At 60.6% G+C, this 17,615-nt stretch carries 18 protein-coding genes; 13 read left to right on the plus strand and 5 right to left on the minus strand.

Going from position 1 to position 17,615, the window contains the following annotated elements:
* The first annotated feature begins 91 nt into the window (after positions 1-91).
* Both OQ248_RS23080 and OQ248_RS23085 read left to right on the plus strand, forming a co-directional pair.
* Entirely contained in the window at positions 92-991 is a 900-nt protein-coding gene (locus OQ248_RS23080; protein WP_265814128.1) for a polysaccharide deacetylase family protein, read from the plus strand.
* Positions 992-1,113: 122 nt separating this feature from the next.
* Positions 1,114-1,356: a DUF1652 domain-containing protein gene (locus tag OQ248_RS23085; RefSeq protein WP_096820123.1), complete on the plus strand. Its 243-nt coding sequence runs from the start codon at positions 1,114-1,116 to the stop codon at positions 1,354-1,356.
* A 1-nt stretch (position 1,357) separates the two neighbouring features.
* On the opposite strand, the gene OQ248_RS23090 is transcribed toward OQ248_RS23085, so the two are convergent.
* Positions 1,358-1,720, minus strand: coding sequence for an NUDIX hydrolase (locus OQ248_RS23090; protein ID WP_265814129.1), 363 nt, complete (start codon positions 1,718-1,720; stop codon positions 1,358-1,360).
* Between the two features lie 216 nt (positions 1,721-1,936).
* On the opposite strand from OQ248_RS23090, the gene OQ248_RS23095 reads away from it, so the two are divergent.
* Complete coding sequence (locus OQ248_RS23095; RefSeq protein WP_265814130.1) at positions 1,937-2,125, plus strand: DUF2188 domain-containing protein; 189 nt, start codon at positions 1,937-1,939, stop codon at positions 2,123-2,125.
* 52 nt (positions 2,126-2,177) lie between these two features.
* Here OQ248_RS23095 and OQ248_RS23100 read toward each other — a convergent pair whose 3' ends face one another.
* Positions 2,178-2,417, minus strand: coding sequence for a hypothetical protein (locus OQ248_RS23100; RefSeq protein WP_265814131.1), 240 nt, complete (start codon positions 2,415-2,417; stop codon positions 2,178-2,180).
* A gap of 228 nt (positions 2,418-2,645) precedes the next feature.
* Between OQ248_RS23100 and OQ248_RS23105 the strand changes: the two genes are divergently transcribed.
* Positions 2,646-2,981: a hypothetical protein gene (locus OQ248_RS23105; RefSeq protein ID WP_065259781.1), complete on the plus strand. Its 336-nt coding sequence runs from the start codon at positions 2,646-2,648 to the stop codon at positions 2,979-2,981.
* A gap of 62 nt (positions 2,982-3,043) precedes the next feature.
* Here the strand turns inward: OQ248_RS23105 and OQ248_RS23110 are convergent, their stop codons facing one another.
* The gene (locus OQ248_RS23110) at positions 3,044-3,592 is read right to left on the minus strand and encodes an Rrf2 family transcriptional regulator (RefSeq protein WP_265814132.1); all 549 of its coding nucleotides are present in this window, start codon (positions 3,590-3,592) and stop codon (positions 3,044-3,046) included.
* Between the two features lie 337 nt (positions 3,593-3,929).
* On the opposite strand from OQ248_RS23110, the gene OQ248_RS23115 reads away from it, so the two are divergent.
* The 5 genes from OQ248_RS23115 to OQ248_RS23135 all read left to right on the plus strand — a co-directional run bounded on the left by OQ248_RS23115 (position 3,930) and on the right by OQ248_RS23135 (position 9,880).
* Positions 3,930-5,135 (plus strand): NAD(P)/FAD-dependent oxidoreductase, encoded by a 1,206-nt coding sequence (locus tag OQ248_RS23115; RefSeq protein WP_265814133.1) that lies wholly within the window; start codon positions 3,930-3,932, stop codon positions 5,133-5,135.
* A gap of 304 nt (positions 5,136-5,439) precedes the next feature.
* Complete coding sequence (fae, locus tag OQ248_RS23120) at positions 5,440-5,952, plus strand: formaldehyde-activating enzyme (protein ID WP_265814134.1); 513 nt, start codon at positions 5,440-5,442, stop codon at positions 5,950-5,952.
* A gap of 10 nt (positions 5,953-5,962) precedes the next feature.
* A complete protein-coding gene (locus OQ248_RS23125; protein WP_085602959.1) occupies positions 5,963-6,997 on the plus strand; it encodes an aldo/keto reductase in 1,035 nt (344 codons plus the stop codon).
* On the plus strand, positions 6,994-8,427 hold the full coding sequence (locus tag OQ248_RS23130; protein WP_265814135.1) for an NAD-dependent succinate-semialdehyde dehydrogenase: 1,434 nt from the start codon (positions 6,994-6,996) through the stop codon (positions 8,425-8,427). The genes OQ248_RS23125 and OQ248_RS23130 overlap by 4 nt, the downstream gene beginning before the upstream one ends.
* An 88-nt stretch (positions 8,428-8,515) precedes the next feature.
* Positions 8,516-9,880, plus strand: a complete 1,365-nt coding sequence (locus OQ248_RS23135; RefSeq protein WP_265814136.1) for an MFS transporter — start codon at positions 8,516-8,518, stop codon at positions 9,878-9,880.
* A 226-nt stretch (positions 9,881-10,106) separates the two neighbouring features.
* Here OQ248_RS23135 and OQ248_RS23140 read toward each other — a convergent pair whose 3' ends face one another.
* Together OQ248_RS23140 and OQ248_RS23145 are read right to left on the minus strand one after the other, a co-directional pair.
* Positions 10,107-10,982 carry a LysR substrate-binding domain-containing protein gene (locus OQ248_RS23140; protein ID WP_265814137.1) on the minus strand — a complete coding sequence of 292 codons (876 nt, stop codon included), beginning with the start codon at positions 10,980-10,982 and terminating at the stop codon, positions 10,107-10,109.
* Positions 10,983-11,122: 140 nt separating this feature from the next.
* Positions 11,123-12,229: a hypothetical protein gene (locus OQ248_RS23145; protein WP_265815129.1), complete on the minus strand. Its 1,107-nt coding sequence runs from the start codon at positions 12,227-12,229 to the stop codon at positions 11,123-11,125.
* Positions 12,230-12,486: 257 nt separating this feature from the next.
* Between OQ248_RS23145 and OQ248_RS23150 the strand changes: the two genes are divergently transcribed.
* The 4 genes from OQ248_RS23150 to OQ248_RS23165 all read left to right on the plus strand — a co-directional run bounded on the left by OQ248_RS23150 (position 12,487) and on the right by OQ248_RS23165 (position 17,587).
* The gene (locus OQ248_RS23150; protein ID WP_096820112.1) at positions 12,487-13,419 is read left to right on the plus strand and encodes a LysR substrate-binding domain-containing protein; all 933 of its coding nucleotides are present in this window, start codon (positions 12,487-12,489) and stop codon (positions 13,417-13,419) included.
* A gap of 107 nt (positions 13,420-13,526) precedes the next feature.
* On the plus strand, positions 13,527-14,951 hold the full coding sequence (aldA, locus tag OQ248_RS23155) for an aldehyde dehydrogenase (protein WP_265815130.1): 1,425 nt from the start codon (positions 13,527-13,529) through the stop codon (positions 14,949-14,951).
* A gap of 82 nt (positions 14,952-15,033) precedes the next feature.
* Positions 15,034-16,368, plus strand: a complete 1,335-nt coding sequence (locus OQ248_RS23160) for an MFS transporter (protein WP_265814138.1) — start codon at positions 15,034-15,036, stop codon at positions 16,366-16,368.
* Position 16,369: 1 nt separating this feature from the next.
* Positions 16,370-17,587 (plus strand): mandelate racemase/muconate lactonizing enzyme family protein, encoded by a 1,218-nt coding sequence (locus tag OQ248_RS23165; RefSeq protein WP_265814139.1) that lies wholly within the window; start codon positions 16,370-16,372, stop codon positions 17,585-17,587.
* Positions 17,588-17,615: the final 28 nt, after the last annotated feature.

Here is a 17,615-nt window from a genome sequence, read left to right on the forward strand (position 1 = left end):
GCCCATTTCGGTGGGCCGCAGGGAGGCAGCAGCGGCGAGGGAGTTTTGCCAATCGACAACGTGACCGCAACGGTCGGGCTCAAGGCAAAACATGAAACTCTGGTTCAAGCTTTTCTGCGCTGCGTCCATCATCACCGGGCTGGCCGGTTGCATTGCCGCTCCCATCGAACTGACCGCGCAAACCCGCTCGCGTCTGGATGCGCAGGCGCCGGTCAGGTTTCTGCTGACCTTCGATGACGGCCCCAGCGCTTCGAGTTTCTACAACCCCACCGAAACCGTGCTCGACAGCCTGAAAGACAACCCGCTGCAACCGAACATCAAAGCGGTGTTTTTCGTCCAGACCCGCGCGCCGAGGGCCGGCAACAGCGAAATCGGCCGGCGGATCATGCATCGCGAGCACGATGAAGGGCACATTCTCGGATTTCACACCGCCACGCACTGGCACACCAATCACCGTTCGCTCGATCCGCAGGAGCTTGAAACCTCACTGACCAACGGCATGGCGGACATCGCGGCGATCACCGGTGCGCCGCCGATTTTGCTGCGCCCACCTTTCTGGAACTACGACAAACGTACGTTCGCGGCCTATCAGCGACATGGTCTGCATGTATTGCTCACGGACCTGAGCGCCAACGACGGCAAGATCTGGGGTTTCAACGGCAGCCCCAGACGCCGCGCGAACATGCTGCGTCAGCTCTCGGAAGTGCGCGAACGCATCGCTCGCGGCGAACTGCCGACGGTGGACGGGGTGATTCCGGTGGTGGTGACGTTCCATGACCTCAACCGCTATACCGCGCGACATGCCCGCGAGTATCTGCAGATTCTGCTCGACAGCGCTGCTGCCACAGGCGTGCGCCTGGCCGATAAGCCGTTCTACGACGATCACGCACTGCTGGAAAAAGCGGCACTGGTGCGTACGGTGCAGAAAAGCTCGGATCCGGTGCAATTGCCGGGGATCTGGAACTGGATCTGGGGGCGCGACGCCAACTGATCGATGTTGCGCAAGGATGTGAAGCGGTTGGCATTTTCTGCGATCGAGCGCTCGCGCAAGGTCGAAAAAGCTCATCTATGCTCAATCGATCGACCGATCCTTCGCCCGCGAGGCGTCCGCCCATGCTTGCCATTGCCGACATTTGCCGCATCGTCGAGTCCGGCTTTTCGCCCCTTTACTGTGACTGCACGGAAACGGGGCAGGGGCTGTTGCAGATCAAGGTTTACGAACCTGACAGCGGGCGGGTCGATCTGCTGCTCAACGGTGTGTCGCCGGAGCATCTGGTCACCATTCGTGACATCTCCAATTTCATCGGTGAATTGCGCACCGAAATGAGTGCCGGGCGTCGGGCGTTCGCCGGTTGACTCAGAGCCGGCGCTGAAAGGCGCGGACGATTTGCAGGGTCGCCTCACTGACAGTAAGGTTCTGTACCGCGTTCAGCGGGTGCCAGATGCAATCGACGATTTCGTTTTGTGGCCGTACTTCATCAATATTCAGTACCGACGCCTCGTAGACATGGTGGCGCGTGCCGCCAGCCTCCAGTTCCATCAGATACAGCATGCCATCGGCGAGCAGTCCGGTTTCTTCCTCAAGTTCACGCGTCGCGGCGTCGGCCCTGGTCTCGCCGGGCTCGACCTTGCCGCCCGGCAAGTTCCAGCGGCATCGGGGTTTGCGCACCAGGAGAATGTGTCGATCCTGTTCGCAGATGATGGTTGCACGTACTTTCATTTGTTACCCGATTGCCGGTTGTCATGAATCGGTTATGAAAATGCAATATTCAAGCCGTACCTTGGTTTAGACACGCTTGTGATGTCAGAGTGGTCGAAAAGCGCAAAAGTGCCAGACGCTTGACGCCGCTGTGGGGCGACGTCTGGTCGGCACACCCTGTCGAACCCGGTGTAAGGTGCAAAAGTGCAGTTGATCGATAGTCGACAGGAGGTGCCTATGAGCATGGCGATGCTGAACAGAATGCACATGAATGGCTACGACGTACTCAGCGTGAACAACGGCCCGTGGCGGGTCTGCACGCAGGGTGATCGACTGGCGTCTTTCGCCAGCCGGGAGGAAGCACTGGCGTATGCCGCTGCACTTCCGGGCTACAAAAGCCGCATCCACGGCCGCAAGACAGGCTGAAGGCCTGCAATGAAAAAGCCCCGGATTGTCCGGGGCTTTTTGTTTGGGGGTGTCAGTGGATTTTGGTTCGGCTGATGGCGCGGGCCTTCACTTCCCTGGCATAGAGTTGCAAACGTTCTTCATCGCTTTGCAGCACCTCGCAGGACCTGAGCACGCTTTGCGCATCCGCCTCGTTGCCGGACTTGCGCAATTGCTCGGCAATACGCTTGAGGTCGACCGCCGACCATCTCAGGTCCGATGCCATGCTTTGCAGATCACGTTGAAGTTCGTGTTCGTATTCATTGAGCCGCATGATCACCTCCGGAACATTCTCGGTAGAAAATAGTAGCCGCATTTTCCGGGAGCGGGGCAAGTGGTTCTGGTCAATGAGCTGAACGGCCGTGAACAAACTGCCGTTGGTCGGAGTAATTGTTTGCCGTGGTGCCGGAGAGCCCGGTTTTCGGGGGCACAGCATTGCGCCACGATGGATGTTCAACCAGTAACAGGGTAAATTCGCGCTTTTTCAGATGAAGGATTCAATATGCGGATGTTGATCGGGGGCCTGCTGATGGCCGCGTTGGCCGGGTGTTCACTGCCGGCATCGCTGGTCCCGGGCGAGCCGAATCTCAGCAAGGTCAGTGGCAAGGCTCCCAAGGACTACGCCGCATGCGTGTTGCCGTTGTGGCAGCAGGATATTCCCAAGACTTCACAGGTCGCGATTTCCAACGGTTACCGGATCACGGCGCCAAGCATTGTCACGGCCGACGAGATTCTCGATATCGTCAAGTACAAGGATGGCAGTCGCGTGTCGCTGTACCAGGGGCCGCCGTGGGCCAAGTCCGGCTCGCTGCGCAAATCGGTACGCGATTGCCTCTGAGGCGGAACGGCCGAAATGAAAAAGCAGAAACCGTGTGACCGGTTTCTGCTTTTTTTTGCCTGTCAGTCGGTGATGTCGGTGAGCGGGATGCCCGAGCCGGCGGTCTTCTTGTCGCGACGGTCCTGAATCCAGTTTTCCACCTGGCTGTTGAACTCCGCTGGCGCTTTGCGTCCGACCTTTCTGGCGATGTCGAGAATGGTTTGCTGGGCGAGGGCTTCTTCCATGCGCTTTTGCGCAACCATCATCGCTCCGTGGATCGAACAGGTTCCGTCCACGGCCCAATCCGGCGGCGAGCCGTCAAATAGCGCGCAGCGCCCACGGATGTCGCGGCATTCGAAAATGTTCTTCGGGCCGTCGATGGCGTTGACGATATCGAGCAGGGTGATCTCGTCCGCCGGGCGCGCCAACGTAAAACCGCCGCGCACGCCGCCAGTGGCCACCACCAGTTTGCTCTTGGCCAGTTTGGTGAAGATCTTCGCCAGGTAATCCAGCGGCACCCCTTGCAGGTCAGCCAGGTCGCGCACGCTCGCTTCGCGACTGTCACCACCGCTGCCCACCAGAAACGCCAGGCAATGGATGCCGTACTCGACGCCCGCACTGTAAAGCGACATAGCTATCTCCGACTGTAGTTGTCGCAGATGTTAGCAGGGTAATGCGTGGCGGACAAATCTGATAAGTGCCTGAATCTTTGCCTTGAAACCCGTATTTGCTCGGTATGCAGCGAATTCTATGGTTTCGAAATCCTCAGAAGGGGTCAGGTCAGCTATCGAATATTTCGATTCGAATGATCGGATAATCTGACTTGTTGGATATAACGGCGACCAATACAGTCGCCGTTATCAGGTGAGCATTGTTCAGCGCTTTCAGAAACCACAAGCGTGCCGACTCCCGATAAACGTGAATTCTTGAACCTCTTTCTACGACTTGGCTTCGAGCCTGGAGACAACAATGAAACAGCACATTCTGGTAATCGGCGCAGGTTTCGGTGGCATGTGGACGGCGCTGAGTGCGACTCGTCTGGTCGACATTCACAACCGTGACAACATCGACGTCACCGTGATGGCGCCGCAGGCTGAACTGCGTGTGCGTCCACGCTTCTACGAGCCGAATGCCCACACGCTGGCCGCGCCGCTGGGCGATCTGTTTGACGCGGTAGGCGTCAACTTCATCAAGGGCGCCGCGAACACCATCGACGTGAACGCCAAAACCGTGGGTTACACCGACGCCAACGGCGCCGCACAGGTTTTCCATTACGACAAACTGGTGCTGGCTTCCGGCAGTGGCCTGGCGCTGCCGGATACCCCGGGTGTCGCAGAACACGCCTTTGACGTTGACCAGATAGAAGCCGCGATTCGCCTGGAAAACCACCTGAAATCCCTGGCCGATCAGCCTGCGAGCCAGGCGCGCAATACCGTGGTGGTGGCTGGCGGCGGCTTCACCGGCATCGAAACCGCCACCGAAATGCCGGCGCGTCTGCGGGAAATGCTGGGCGATCAGGCTGACGTTCAAGTGATCATCGTCGACCGTGGGCAGAAAGTCGGTGCGGCCATGGGCGAAGCCATCAGCGTCTCGATTGCCGAAGCGAGCGAAGCACTGGGCGTCGAATGGCGACTGGGTGTGTCGGTGCTGTCGGTCGATGAAAACGGCGTGACCCTGTCGGACGGCCAGCGCATCGAGGCAAAAACCGTGGTCTGGACCACCGGCGTGCGTGCCAGCTCCCTGACCGAGCAGATTCCGGCCGAACGCGATCGCCAGGGCCGTCTGCATGTGGATGCACACCTGAAAGTCATCGGCCAGGACGATATCTTCGCCACCGGCGACGTGGCTTATGCGGCCACCGACGACATCGGCAACTTCGCCCTGATGACCTGCCAGCACGCGATTTCCCTCGGCCGACATGCCGGCAACAACGTCGCGGCGCAGATTCTCGGTGTCGATCCGACGCCATACAGCCAGCCGAAATACGTGACCTGCCTCGACCTCGGCGCCTGGGGCGCGGTGTACACCGAGGGATGGGATCGTCAGGTGAAACTGGTCAAGGAGGAGGGCAAGTCGCTCAAGACCCAGATCAACACCCAGTGGATCTACCCGCCGGCCGCTGACCGTGCCATCGCGCTGGCAGCTGCTGATCCGATGATCCCCGTCGTCGCGTAACCAGGCGCAGTCCGAAAAGTCCCGCTTTCGAGCGGGATTTTTTTCGCCTGCCCTTTTTACCTGCATCAAGGCTATGACTAAAAGTCATTGCCCCATGATTTTTAATGGTTACGGCCAGCCCGATCCCCGGTGTTAAAAAATCGCAAACACAGCTCATCAATAACAACCAGAGAGCGTTTGCAGCCATGTCCCGATTCTCCCTTCGCGTCTCCCCGTGTCCGTTATTGATCCCGTTGGCCATCCGGCCCGCGTGAGCTGTCGATCACCCCAAAAAATCCCTCTGCATCGCAAAGAGTAATGACTGATGAAAGAACTCGACCTGTACATCGGTGAAGGTTTCGAAGGCCCGGGCGTGAACGCCGCGCACATCAATATCCTGATCGGCCCGCGCAACGGTCCGGCGGGGAAGGCGTTTGCCAACAGTCTGGCGTCGCCGAGCCAGGGCCATTGCCCGTTCATGGTGATCGCCCAGCCGAACATTCCGGTCAAGCCGATGACCCTGTACGTCAACAAGGCTGCGATCAGCAGCGACTTGCACGGCAACGCAACGTGGGGTGCCTCCCAGGCCGGTATCGCCAAGGCGGTGCTCGAAGCGTTGCTCGACGGCACGCTGCCGCCGGAAGCCGAAGACGAGTGGGCGATCGTCACCGCCAACTGGGTCAACCCGGCCTGCGATGACCTCGATGCGGTCTACCTGAACAACTACAACGCCTGCCGCACCGCGATCCGCGCCGCCCTGACCGGCAAGCCGGAAACCGCGCAGCTCAAGGATGTGGTCAACCACATCAGCAACCCTTTCTACACGCCAAAAGCCTGAGGTCCGCGCCATGCAATACATCCGTTTGGGCAACTCCGGCCTGCAAGTTTCCCGCCTGTGCCTGGGCACCATGAACATGGGCACCCCGGACTGGAAACCGTGGATCTTCAATGAAAAACAAAGCGAGCCGATCGTCGCTCACGCGCTGAACAACGGCGTGAATTTCATCGACCTCGCGGACTTCTATTCCGCCGGTGTCGGCGAAGAAGTGGTGGGGCGCATCGTCAAGCGTCTGGCCCGTCGCGAAGACCTGGTGATCACCACCAAGGTCGGCTACGGCACTCGCAACGCGATCAATGCCAGTGGCCATTCGCGAAAGCACATCATGGACAGCATCGATGCCTCGCTGAAGCGTCTGGACATGGATTACGTCGACGTGTTCATGCTGCATTACTTCGACGTGAACACCCCGGTCGAAGAGACCATGGGCGCACTGAACGACATCGTGCGTTCCGGCAAGGCGCGTTACATCGGCGTTTCGACCATGCTCACCGGCCAATTGGCGAAAATCCTCATGGCCTGCGAGCGCAACGGTTGGGTCAAGCCGATCAACATGCAGCTGCAACTGAACTGCGCCTACCGTGAAGAAGAGCGCGAGATGATTCCGTTCTGCCGCGATCAGGGCATCGGCGTGTCGGTGTTCAGCCCGCTGGCCCGTGGCCTGTTGACCGGTGACGTGCAATCGACTCGCAACCAGACCGACTTCTTCACCCAGCAGATGTACAGCGACGAAGCCTCGTTCGAGATCGCTCATTCGGTGCAGCGCGTGGCCCGTGCCCGTGGCGTGTCGAACGCGCAGATCGCCCAGGCCTGGGTCGCCAATCATCCGGGCGTGGACTGCATGCTGGTCGGCGCCGATACCACGGCGCAGTTCGACAGCGCACTGGCTGCGCTGGAGACCAAGCTGGATGCCGAAGAGCTGCACGAACTGGAACGCAACTACACCCCGTGTGACGTGATCAACGATTACACCGCCGGCAAACGCATCCTGCGCACGGCCCGTCCGGGGCAGGAACGCTTCACGCTGCAGGGGGCGGTGGCATGAGCGGGTTGATTCGTCACGGCAACTTCATCGACGGTCAGTGGGGCAGTGGCGGCGCGACCTATCCGGTGCGCAACCCGGCCAATGGCGAGTTGATCGCCGACGTGCAAAAGGCCGGCGCCGAGGAAACCAACCTAGCCATCGAAGCCGCCAATCGTGCCTTGCCGGCCTGGCGCAAACTCACTGCCAAGGAACGCAGCCAGCGCCTGAAGCGCTGGAGCGATCTGATGCTCGCCAACCAGCAGGAACTGGCGACTTTGCTCAGCCGCGAACAAGGCAAACCGCTGGCCGAAGCCAAGGGCGAAGTAGTCTACGCCGCAAGCTTTCTCGAGTGGTTCGGTGAAGAAGCCAAGCGTGCCTACGGCGATGTGATCCCGAGCCACAAGGCCGATGCGCGGATCATCGTGACCAAGGAAGCCATCGGCGTGGTCGCGGCGATTACCCCGTGGAACTTCCCGCTTGCGATGGTCACTCGCAAGGTCGGTCCGGCGCTGGCCGCCGGATGCACGATGATTCTCAAACCGTCGGAAGAAACCCCGTTGTCGGCATTCGCCCTCGCGGTGCTGGCCGAGCAGGCCGGGATTCCGGCCGGTGTGTTCAACATCGTTTCCGGCGATGCGGTGGCCATCGGTGGTGCGCTGCAAGCATCCAGCGTGGTGCGCAAGCTGTCGTTCACCGGCTCGACCCGCACCGGCAAACTGCTGATGCGCCAGGCTGCCGACACCCTGAAAAAGGTCTCGCTGGAACTGGGCGGCAATGCGCCGTTCATTGTCTTCGACGATGCCGACATCGACGCGGCCGTCAAAGGCGCGATGGCCTCGAAATTCCGCAACACCGGGCAGACCTGCGTGTGCGTCAACCGTTTCTTCATTCAGGACGGCGTCTACGAAGCCTTCACCGGCAAACTCGCCGAAGCCGTGGCGGCGATGCGCGTGGGCAATGCACTGGACGGTGAGACCGAGCAAGGTCCGCTGATCAACGCCGCCGCGCTGGCCAAGGTCGAAGCCCACGTCAGCGATGCACTGGAAAAGGGCGCCACGTTGTTGTGCGGCGGTCGTCGCCATGCGCTGGGCGGCACGTTCTACGAACCGACCATCCTCACCGAAGCCAACGGCGACATGCTGATTGCCCAGGACGAAACCTTCGGCCCGGTGGCCGCATGTTTCCGCTTCAAGGACGAAGCCGAAGTGCTGGCGCGGGCGAATGACACGCCGTTCGGTCTGTCGGCGTACTTCTACAGCCGCGACATCGGCCGGGTCTGGCGCATGGCCGAAGGGCTGGAAGCCGGGATGGTCGGCATCAACGAAGGGATCATCTCCACGGAGGTGGCGCCGTTCGGTGGCATCAAGGAATCGGGCCTTGGGCGTGAAGGTTCGAAGTACGGTCTGGATGACTATCTGGAGATCAAATACCTGTTGATGGGCGGCCTCTAGGCCTCCCCGAATCCTGCGGGAGTTCGCTCCCGCAGGCTTCTCCCAGAGCTTTCCGTTTCTCCGTCAATAACAACAATTGGAGACGAACATGTCCGCTCAACCCGTAAAGATCGATGACCTGCCCATCGGGCGCTTCCACATCAAGATCGCCGGCCTGACCTTCGGCGCACACTTCACCGACGGCTACATCCTTGGCCTGATCGGCATCGCGTTCACCTTGCTCAGCCCGCAGATGCAGCTCGATGCGTTCTGGCAGGGCCTGATCGGCGCGTCCGCGTTGATCGGCCTGTTTCTCGGCAGTCTGTTTTTCGGCTGGATCTCGGACAAGGTCGGCCGGCAGAAAATCTTCCTGGTCAGTTTTGTGCTGATCACGCTCGCTTCGGTGATGCAGTTCTACGTCGAAACTGCCATGAGCCTCTTCCTTTGCCGGGTGTTGATCGGCATCGGCTTGGGCGGGGATTTCAGTGTCGGCCACGCGATGCTCGCCGAGTTCGCACCGAAGAAACATCGCGGCGTGTTGCTGGGTTCGTTCAGCGTGATCTGGACCTTCGGCTACGTCGCGGCGACCTTCGTTGGCACCGCCATGCTCAGCCTCGGTGATGACGCTTGGCGCTGGATGTTGGCGTCGTCGGCGATCCCCGCCGCGTTGATTCTGATCGCCCGTATCGGTACGCCGGAGTCGCCGCGCTGGCTGGTCAATCAGGGGCGGGTGGCCGAAGCCCGTGCCATCGTCAAAAAGCATCTGGGCGACAATGTCGAGCTGGACGAGACCCAATCCACGGAAACCCGCTCGGGCTACGCGGTGCTGTTCAGCCCCGAGTACCGCAAGCGTACGGCGTTCAATTGCCTGTTCTTCGTCTGCATCGTCATGCCGTACTTCGCCATCTACACCTTCCTGCCGTCGATTCTGCAGAAGATGGGCCTGGCCGAAGGTTTTGGTACCGAGCTGATGCTCAACATGCTGCTGATCCTCGGCGCGTTGATCGGCATCTGGTGCACGATCAAATTCACCCGACGCGGGTTCCTGATCAACTCGTTCATCATTCTGGCGGTGGCGTTGTTTCTGCTGGCGGTGTTGCCGGGCAGTGCGGCGTGGCTGATGGTGCTGGTGTTCGGTGTGTTCACGCTGGTGCTGTCGGCGGTGAGCAACCTGGTGGGTGTGTTCCCGGCGGAGAGCTTCCCGACGGAAGTGCGGGCCAGCGGGATTGGTCTGGCGACGGCCGTCAGCCGCCTCGGTTCGGCGGTCAGTACATTCCTGTTGCCGGTGAGTGTGGCGGGGATTGGTCTGAGCCCGACGATGGGGATTCTTGCTGCGATTCTGGCGATTGGGGCGTTGCTGTCTTGGGCGTGGGCGCCGGAGACCAAGTCGTTGACGTTGAGTCAGGCGTGCAAGGCGCAGAGTCCGGTGGAGGGCGGAGGCGTTGTGGCTGCGAAAGTAGCTGCTTCCGTGTGATTTTATTAACGGTGAGCAGCCACTATTGTGATTTGCTTGAGATCCACCCCTCACCCCAGCCCTCCCGAAACGTCGGACCGCCCCAGAGGGGAGAGGGGGAAAGGGAGCAGATCTTCATGGTTTTCCAAGCCTGAGTTCGGCTCGATGGATCAGGTCGATGTATGTCTTATAAACACCTCGGTAGGTCCCCTCTCCCTCCGGGAGAGGGCTAGGGTGAGGGGGCTTTTCAGGGGTTGGACACAATGCTGAGCCACTCAGTAAACAGCCTCACCTTCGACAGCCCTTGCTTGTCATTCGCCACATCCAGCCAATAGCCATAAGGGCCGATCACCTCAATCGGGGTGATCGGCAGCAGGCTGCCGTTGGCCAGTTCCTTTTCGATCATCTGCCGGTCGATTACCGCCAGTCCGCCACCGGCCAGGGTGGTGTGGATCACCTGGTCCAGGGTGCTGAATTCCAGCCCTTGCCCGGCATCGATGTCATCCCGGCCCATGGCCGCCAGCCAGTTTTCCCAGACTTTCAAACGCTTGCCATCGTGCAGGATGTGCAGCAGCGGAAACTGCCGCAGGTCCGGTGGCTGATCGCCGTTGAACAGCTCCGGGCTGGCCACTGCGATGTGCCGTTCCATCACCAGCAATTGGCTGGAGCAATGGGGCGCCGCCGCGAGTCCGAAGCGGATGTGGCAATCGACTTCCGTGAGGCTGTCGTGGCCGATCTGGTTGGTCACGCTGAGGTTGATGTCCGGGTAGCGCTGACAGAATGCGCGCAGGTGTGGCGACAGCCAGCGCGTGGCCCAGGTCGGCGGTGCGAGTACTTTCAAACGCTGGCGCAGATTGGGCACGCGCACCGCTTGCAGAGCACGTTCGATGTGGTCGAAGGCTTCGGCCAGATGCGGGGAAAGATTGCTGCCGGCGTCAGTCAGCGACAGCCCTTGAGGCGTGCGTACGAACAGCGCCACGCCGAGGTAGTCTTCAAGCTGTTTGATCTGGCGACTGACCGCGCCCTGGGTGACGTTCAACCCGACGGCGGCCTGACTGAAACTGCGATGGCGGGCGACTTCTTCGAACACACGCAGGGTGTTGAGCGAGGGCAGTTGACGCATGGAGGCGGAACTCCGGAAGGGGCGGTTTATTGTTGTTTTGTGGTGAGGGCTATCTGACTATCGGGGCGGTGCGGATGCAAGGTGAATTCGCAATGGACAGGCAAAAAAAATCGCAGCCCTGGCTGCGATTTTTTCGAGCGTCAGAAGTAATACCCGACGTTCACATACAACTGGTTCTCCCACTGATCCAGCCCGCCCGCGCCAAGGCTCTGGGTGTAGCTGCTGCCTCCGATGTACGGATCGTTTTTGCCGAACAGCCATTCCGTGGCCACCCACAATTTACTCACGGAAAACGAGGTGCCGAGGATCATCCGCTCGGACGTCTTGAACCCGCTGGCGGACTTGTCGAATGCGCTGTAGTTGGCGTACAGCTTGATCCCGCTGATCTGGTCGAACAGGTATTTGCCGCCGACGTCGTAACTCAGGTCGGCCACGTACAGATTGCCGCGACTGGCGACGTTGTAAGTGCCGTCGTAACCGCCGAGGGTCACCACTTCATCACTGCCGGGATTGCGCGGAGACATCTGCTGCCGCGCCGCCTGCAACTGCACGCCCCACGGGCCGTTCTTGCCCATGTAGTGCACGGCCACGGCGTTGCGCCGACCGTCGTTGTTGGTGTCTTTGTTCTCGATGCTCGAGGTCAGGCCGGAGATCCCGACCTCGGATTTCCACGGCCCCAGATCCAGCGACCTGGCCACTCGCAGCACCACGGTGTTGCGTTCCTGGTTGTTGCTGCCGTCGGCCACATAGCTGTCGGCTTCGGACACCACGCTCGAATACGTCACGCCTTTGCTGGTGCCTTTGCCTTGCCAGGCCGGGCGCAGGTAGTAGCCGGCCTGGATGTTCCAGTCGCCGCTTTGCTGGATGTACTTGGTGCCGATCTGTTGCACGTCTTCCAGGCCGATGACGTTGCCCAGAGTTTCGTAGAAGGTGCTGCCGAAATACGGCTGCAAGCCGAACGGCACGGTGTTCAGGCCCACTTGCACTTGCTGGTCGGGATTGAACTTGTAGCCGACCCACGCGAACTTGGCGAAGCGGATGTCGCCGTAATTCTTGGTGTACTGGTATGGGTAGGAGCGGCCGTAGAAGCGATATTGCGCCTCACCGATCCACGAATCGGAGTTGTACTTGGCACTGAGGAAAACTGTGTCGAGGCCAAACTTCTGGATGTCGCGATCCGGGTCCACGTCCCAGCGGGCACGAATGGCGCCGCCAAGGTCGAGATTGTCGGTCACCTGGACCGCCATGGCCGGGGTGGCAAAGCTGCAGAACAGAGCGATGGAGGTGGTGCGCAGGCGCAAAGATGCAGGGAAGGGCATGGAGCGGCTCTCGATTGTTTTTATTAGAGATGCCGCGCAGTTTTGCCATCCGCCCGCTGCAGAACAAACGATAAAAACGTCAGGGAAACCTGCATCGAATGCATGTTACTCGGAAAATCCTGTAGGACAATTCGCCAATGTCGTGGGATGCTTTGCGCCTTGTCAGTGGTTTTCGAGTGCCTTGTATGAAACGCAAAATGCCCGGCCTGAATGCGCTCAAAGCATTCGAAGTGGCCGGCAGCACCGGCAGCTTCACCCGAGCCGCCGAGTTGCTCAACGTCACCCAGAGCGCGGTCAGCCGTCAGGTGCGGCAACTGGAAGAACAGCTCGGCGAAAGTCTGCTGGAGCGCCGCCATCACCATCTCGAACTGACCGGTGCCGGCAAGATTCTGCTGCGGGCGCTGCATCAGTCGTTCGACAAGATCGAGCTGACCGTGCGCAGCATCCAGCAGAAAACCCACGCCAACCGCCTGCACATCAACGCGCCGCCGACCTTCACCAGCCGCTGGTTGATGCCGCGCCTCGGGCGCCTGCGCGAGCAGCATCCGGAGCTGGAACTGAGCATCACCACCCGTTTGCAGGACAGCCTCGCGGAAACCAGCACCCTCGATTGCGCGATCCGTTTTGGCGACGGCGAATGGGACGGGCTCGACAGTTCGCTGCTGATTCAGGAACGGCACATCGCCGTGTGCGCACCGACCCTGTATGCGCGGGAGGGCGGCGATCAGGGCATCGACCTCAATCGCCTGACGCTGCTGCACGTGCTGGCCCGGGAGGATCAGCGCTACCTGACCTGGAAACACTGGCTCGACGCGGCGCGCATCACGGGTGTCGATACCCAGGGCGGTTATGAATTCGACTTGCTGGACCTGGCGATTCAGGCGGCGGTCGATGGTCTGGGGATCACCATTGCCGACTGGCACATGGTCGCCTCGGAACTGGCCAGCGGGCAGTTGACCCAGGTGCACAACGTGCATGTGGAAGGGCACCAGTCCTACTGGCTGGTGACCCGCCCGGAACAGACGCAGATGCCGCAATTGCAGGCCTTCAGTCAGTGGCTGCAGGAAGAGATCTGGCTGGCGCAGCGCCAACTTGAGCCTTCGAAGGCGATTTTCTGAGTAACGTGCATTTTTCGAATGTTTGATCGCCGGATAAATCGTTTGTTGAACCCGCTGTCGATGACAAGACTGGCGGCATCGATAAAAACAAACGATGGGCGATGCACATGCGAGTCGAGCGAAATTTTGTTAACGGCCACTTCATCGAGCCGGCCAGCGCGGCGCTGATCGCGGTCTACAACCCGGCCACCGAAGCGTTGATCGGCCAGGTGTCGGCCGCCACTGCCGAAGAAGCCACGGCGGCAGTCGATGCCGCCGCAGCAGCGCAAAAAGTCTGGGGTAAGCTCACCAGTATCGAACGTGCCGAGCACCTGCGAGCGTTTGCGGCTGCCCTTGAGGATCGCGCCGAAGCCATCGGTGAGGCACTGGCCGCCGAATCCGGCAAGAGCCTGAGCGACGCTAGCAACGAAGCCCGTTATGCCGCGCAGATCACCCGTTACCACGCCGAGTGGGCGCGCCGTATCGAAGGCGAGATCATCCCCAGCGACAGCCCCGACGAAAACCTGTTCCTGCACCGCGAGCCGATTGGCGTCGTCGCGTGCCTGATTCCGTTCAACTACCCGGTCTACACCTTGCTGCGCAAAATCGCTCCGGCGCTGATTGCCGGCAATACCGTGGTGGTGCGCCCGAGCAACAACACCCCGACGTCGGCGTTCGAAATCGCCAAAGCCGTGGAGCAATCGGGCATGCCGGCCGGTGTGATCAACATCCTGACCATGGATCACGCCACCGCCGCAGCGGTTTGCACCCACAAAGCCGTGGGCCTGATCACCCTGACCGGCAGCGTCAACGCCGGTCGCATCGTCCTTGATTACTGCAAGGCCAACATCGCCAAGCCTTCGCTGGAACTGGGCGGCAAGACCCCGGCAATCATCGAGGCCGACGCCGATCTTGAAGCTGCTGCGAGCGCAATCATCGCCTCCAAGACCACTCACTGTGGTCAGTTGTGCACAGCGGTGGAACGGGTCTGCGTGCAGGAAAGCGTTCACGACCGTTTCCTCGCGCTGCTCAAAGCGAAAATCGCCGCCGTGAAGTTCGGCGACCGCGCCACAGATGCGAGCCTGATGGGCCCGCTGGTCAACGCCAGTTCGCAGAAGAACATCCACGCCATGGTCGAGCGCGCGATTGCCGATGGCGCCGTCCTCGAAAGCGGCGGTGTGCTGCCCGAAGGCCCGGGGCATTTCTACCCGCCAACGCTGCTCAGCGGCTGCCGTCAGGACATGGAAATCGTCCAGGAAGAAATCTTCGGCCCGGTGCTGCCGGTGCTCAAGTACCGCGACATCGATGAAGCGTTGGCGATGGCCAACGACCACCAGTTCGGTCTGTCGTCGGTGCTCTACACCGAGAGCTACCGCACCGCGCAGAAAGTCGCCAACGCCATCGAGGCCGGCGAGTTGTACGTCAATCGCACCCCGGCTGATCCGTACCAGGGCTATCACGCCGGCTGGAAACGCTCGGGCCTGGGCGGCGATGACGGCAAGCACGGCATGCTCGAATTCACCCAGACCCGTCTCGTGGTCATGAAGTACTGATCCACCGCATCACGCCTCACGCTACACCTATAAAAACAATTATCAGGGGCGCCCGGAGCACGGGTCGCCCGAGGTCACTTCAATGTCCAAGCATGCATCCTCTGCTGCCGCTGTTCAGGGTTCCAACTCGGCTTCGAAAAGCCAGAGCGACAAGGGAAGTCGCTATTTCCAACTGATGCTGCTGGTGCTCGCCGCCGGTGCGATCTACCCGATTCTGTACCTGCGTCAGGTCTACCAGACCACCATGCTCGAGGTGTTCCAGATCAGCCACAGCGAGCTGGGTTATCTGTACTCGATGCTCGGCACGATCTTCTTGCTCAGCTACTTGCCGAGCGGCTGGCTGGCCGACCGTATCGCGCCGCGTTTCCTGATTTTCTTCTCGCTGGTGGCAACCGGCGTGCTGGGGCTGTGGTACTCGACCGCTCCGTCGATGACCGGGCTGATGATCATCTTCGGTTGCTGGGGTCTGACCACCGGCCTGACGTTCTGGGCCTCGGTGCTCAAGCGGGTGAAAATGATTGCCCATCACACCGAGCAGGGCCGGTTCTTCGGCATCCTTGATGGCGGTCGCGGGCTGGTCGAAGCGCTGCTGGCGACGGTCGCGCTGGCGTTGTTCGCCTTTGCTACCGAAACCCGTGGCGAGTCCACCGCCGAAGGCTTCAAGCACGTGGTTTACCTCTACGCCTTCACCTGTATTGCCATCGGCTGCGTGCTGGTGCTGATCAAGGACCCGAAGTCGATGGAGGACACGCCGCCGGTAGAGAAGGGCAAGTTCAACCTGCTCACTGATCTGGCGACCCTGGTGAAGATCCCTGAACTGTGGCTGGTCACTGCGATCGTGTTCTGCGGTTATCACATCTTCTGGGCCACCTACAGCTTCTCGGACTACCTGCAAGGCAGCGGCCTGACCGCCGTCATGGCCGGCACCATCACCACGATCAAACTGTGGATGCGCCCGATCGGCGGCATTGGTGGCGGTTGGCTGGGGGACAAGTTTTCGAACATCTCTGTGCTGATCGTCGCGCTGTTGCTGGCGAGTCTGGCAATCGTCGGCCTGATCGTTTTCCCGGCGCTCAACAGCATGGGACTGCTGATCGCGACAGTGATTTTCATCGGCCTGATGACCTACGCGATTCGCGGTCTGTACTGGGCGATCCTCGACAGCTGCAACATTCCGCTGCGTATCACCGGACTGGCCATCGGCATTGTCTCCGTGGTCGGTTACATGCCGGATGCGTTTATCCCGTTGATCAACGGCTACCTCACTGAACATTTCCCCGGCGCCCTCGGCTACAAGCTCTATTTCGGCTACATCGCCTCTATCGGTCTGATCGGCACTCTGGCTGCCGTGACCCTGCGTGCCCGGATCAATCGCAAATCCTTGAACAAGACCTCTTTGAACAAGACAGGTGCCTGAGATGAAAATCGTCGCCCTTGAAACCCATATCGTTGCCGTACCGCCACCGCACATCGGCGGCATGTACTGGCTGTTCGTCAAGCTCAAGACCGACTGCGGCATCGAAGGCGTCGGCGAGATCTACGCCGCGACCTTCGGCCCCAAAGCCATGCTGCCGATCATCGAAGACGTGTTCGAGCGCTACCTGTTGAATCAGGACCCGCACCACATCGAACGCTTCTTCCGTCAGGCCTATTCGAGCGGTTTCACCCAGCGTCCCGACCTGACCATGATGGGCGTGGTCAGCGGCCTGGAAATGGCCTGCTGGGACATCATCGGCAAGGCCGCGAACAAACCGGTCTACGAATTGCTCGGCGGCAAGGTTCACGAACGCCTGCGCTCTTACACCTACCTGTACCCGGTCAACAGCCGTGGCGAATACGACTACGACGACCCGGACCTGGCCGCCGAGTGCGCCATCGAGAATATGAACAAAGGCTTCACCGCCGTGAAGTTCGACCCTGCCGGGCCGTACACCGCGTACTCCGGGCACCAGATCTCGCTGGAAGTGCTGGAGCGCTGCGAAACCTTCTGCCGCAAGATTCGCGAAGCGGTGGGCAACAAGTGCGATTTGCTGTTCGGCACTCACGGGCAAATGGTGCCGTCCTCGGCGATTCGCCTGGCCAAGCGCCTGGAGAAATACGACCCGCTGTGGTTCGAAGAGCCGGTACCGCCGGGCCAGGAAGAGGCCATGGCGCAAGTCGCCGCCAAGACCAGCATTCCGATTGCCACCGGTGAGCGCCTGACCACCAAGTACGAATTCTTCAAGCTGTTGCAGGCCGGCGGTGCGTCGATTCTGCAGATGAACGTGGCGCGCTGCGGCGGCCTGCTCGAAGGCAAGAAGATCGCCAGCATGGCCGAAGCCTATTACGCGCAAATCGCCCCGCATCTGTACAACGGGCCGATTGGCGCAGCGGCGAGTTTCCAGCTCGCGGCCTGCACGCCGAACTTCCTGATCCAGGAAAGCATCGAGACCTGGGGCGGCTTCCACGCCGAGGTCCTGAAAAAGCCATTGCAGTGGGAGGACGGCTACATCATCCCGTCCACCGAACCGGGCCTGGGCGTGGAGCTGAACATGGACGTGGTGCGCAAGCATTCGCCGTACACCGGTGAACGCCTGCACTTGCAAATGGCCCCGACCCCGGTCGACGTCAAAGACACATCGCCGGCCAAGGGCTGACGGGATTTCCCCGCCCGGCAACGGGCGG

The organism is Pseudomonas sp. COW5 (assembly GCF_026240005.1).
Classification (GTDB): Bacteria; Pseudomonadota; Gammaproteobacteria; order Pseudomonadales; family Pseudomonadaceae; genus Aquipseudomonas; species Aquipseudomonas kribbensis.

Bases quoted from the DNA above. Each gene is read 5' to 3' on its own strand.
- fae (WP_265814134.1), top strand. From the start codon at position 5,440: ATGAAAGAACTCGACCTGTACATCGGTGAAGGTTTCGAAGGCCCGGGC.
- OQ248_RS23125 (WP_085602959.1), top strand. From the start codon at position 5,963: ATGCAATACATCCGTTTGGGCAACTCCGGCCTGCAAGTTTCCCGCCTG.
- OQ248_RS23135 (WP_265814136.1), top strand. From the start codon at position 8,516: ATGTCCGCTCAACCCGTAAAGATCGATGACCTGCCCATCGGGCGCTTC.
- OQ248_RS23150 (WP_096820112.1), top strand. From the start codon at position 12,487: ATGAAACGCAAAATGCCCGGCCTGAATGCGCTCAAAGCATTCGAAGTG.
- OQ248_RS23100 (WP_265814131.1), bottom strand. From the start codon at position 2,417: ATGCGGCTCAATGAATACGAACACGAACTTCAACGTGATCTGCAAAGC.
- OQ248_RS23105 (WP_065259781.1), top strand. From the start codon at position 2,646: ATGCGGATGTTGATCGGGGGCCTGCTGATGGCCGCGTTGGCCGGGTGT.
- OQ248_RS23085 (WP_096820123.1), top strand. From the start codon at position 1,114: ATGCTTGCCATTGCCGACATTTGCCGCATCGTCGAGTCCGGCTTTTCG.
- OQ248_RS23090 (WP_265814129.1), bottom strand. From the start codon at position 1,720: ATGAAAGTACGTGCAACCATCATCTGCGAACAGGATCGACACATTCTC.
- OQ248_RS23115 (WP_265814133.1), top strand. From the start codon at position 3,930: ATGAAACAGCACATTCTGGTAATCGGCGCAGGTTTCGGTGGCATGTGG.
- OQ248_RS23130 (WP_265814135.1), top strand. From the start codon at position 6,994: ATGAGCGGGTTGATTCGTCACGGCAACTTCATCGACGGTCAGTGGGGC.
- OQ248_RS23140 (WP_265814137.1), bottom strand. From the start codon at position 10,982: ATGCGTCAACTGCCCTCGCTCAACACCCTGCGTGTGTTCGAAGAAGTC.
- OQ248_RS23080 (WP_265814128.1), top strand. From the start codon at position 92: ATGAAACTCTGGTTCAAGCTTTTCTGCGCTGCGTCCATCATCACCGGG.
- OQ248_RS23160 (WP_265814138.1), top strand. From the start codon at position 15,034: ATGTCCAAGCATGCATCCTCTGCTGCCGCTGTTCAGGGTTCCAACTCG.
- OQ248_RS23110 (WP_265814132.1), bottom strand. From the start codon at position 3,592: ATGTCGCTTTACAGTGCGGGCGTCGAGTACGGCATCCATTGCCTGGCG.
- OQ248_RS23145 (WP_265815129.1), bottom strand. From the start codon at position 12,229: ATGGCGGTCCAGGTGACCGACAATCTCGACCTTGGCGGCGCCATTCGT.
- aldA (WP_265815130.1), top strand. From the start codon at position 13,527: ATGCGAGTCGAGCGAAATTTTGTTAACGGCCACTTCATCGAGCCGGCC.
- OQ248_RS23095 (WP_265814130.1), top strand. From the start codon at position 1,937: ATGAGCATGGCGATGCTGAACAGAATGCACATGAATGGCTACGACGTA.
- OQ248_RS23165 (WP_265814139.1), top strand. From the start codon at position 16,370: ATGAAAATCGTCGCCCTTGAAACCCATATCGTTGCCGTACCGCCACCG.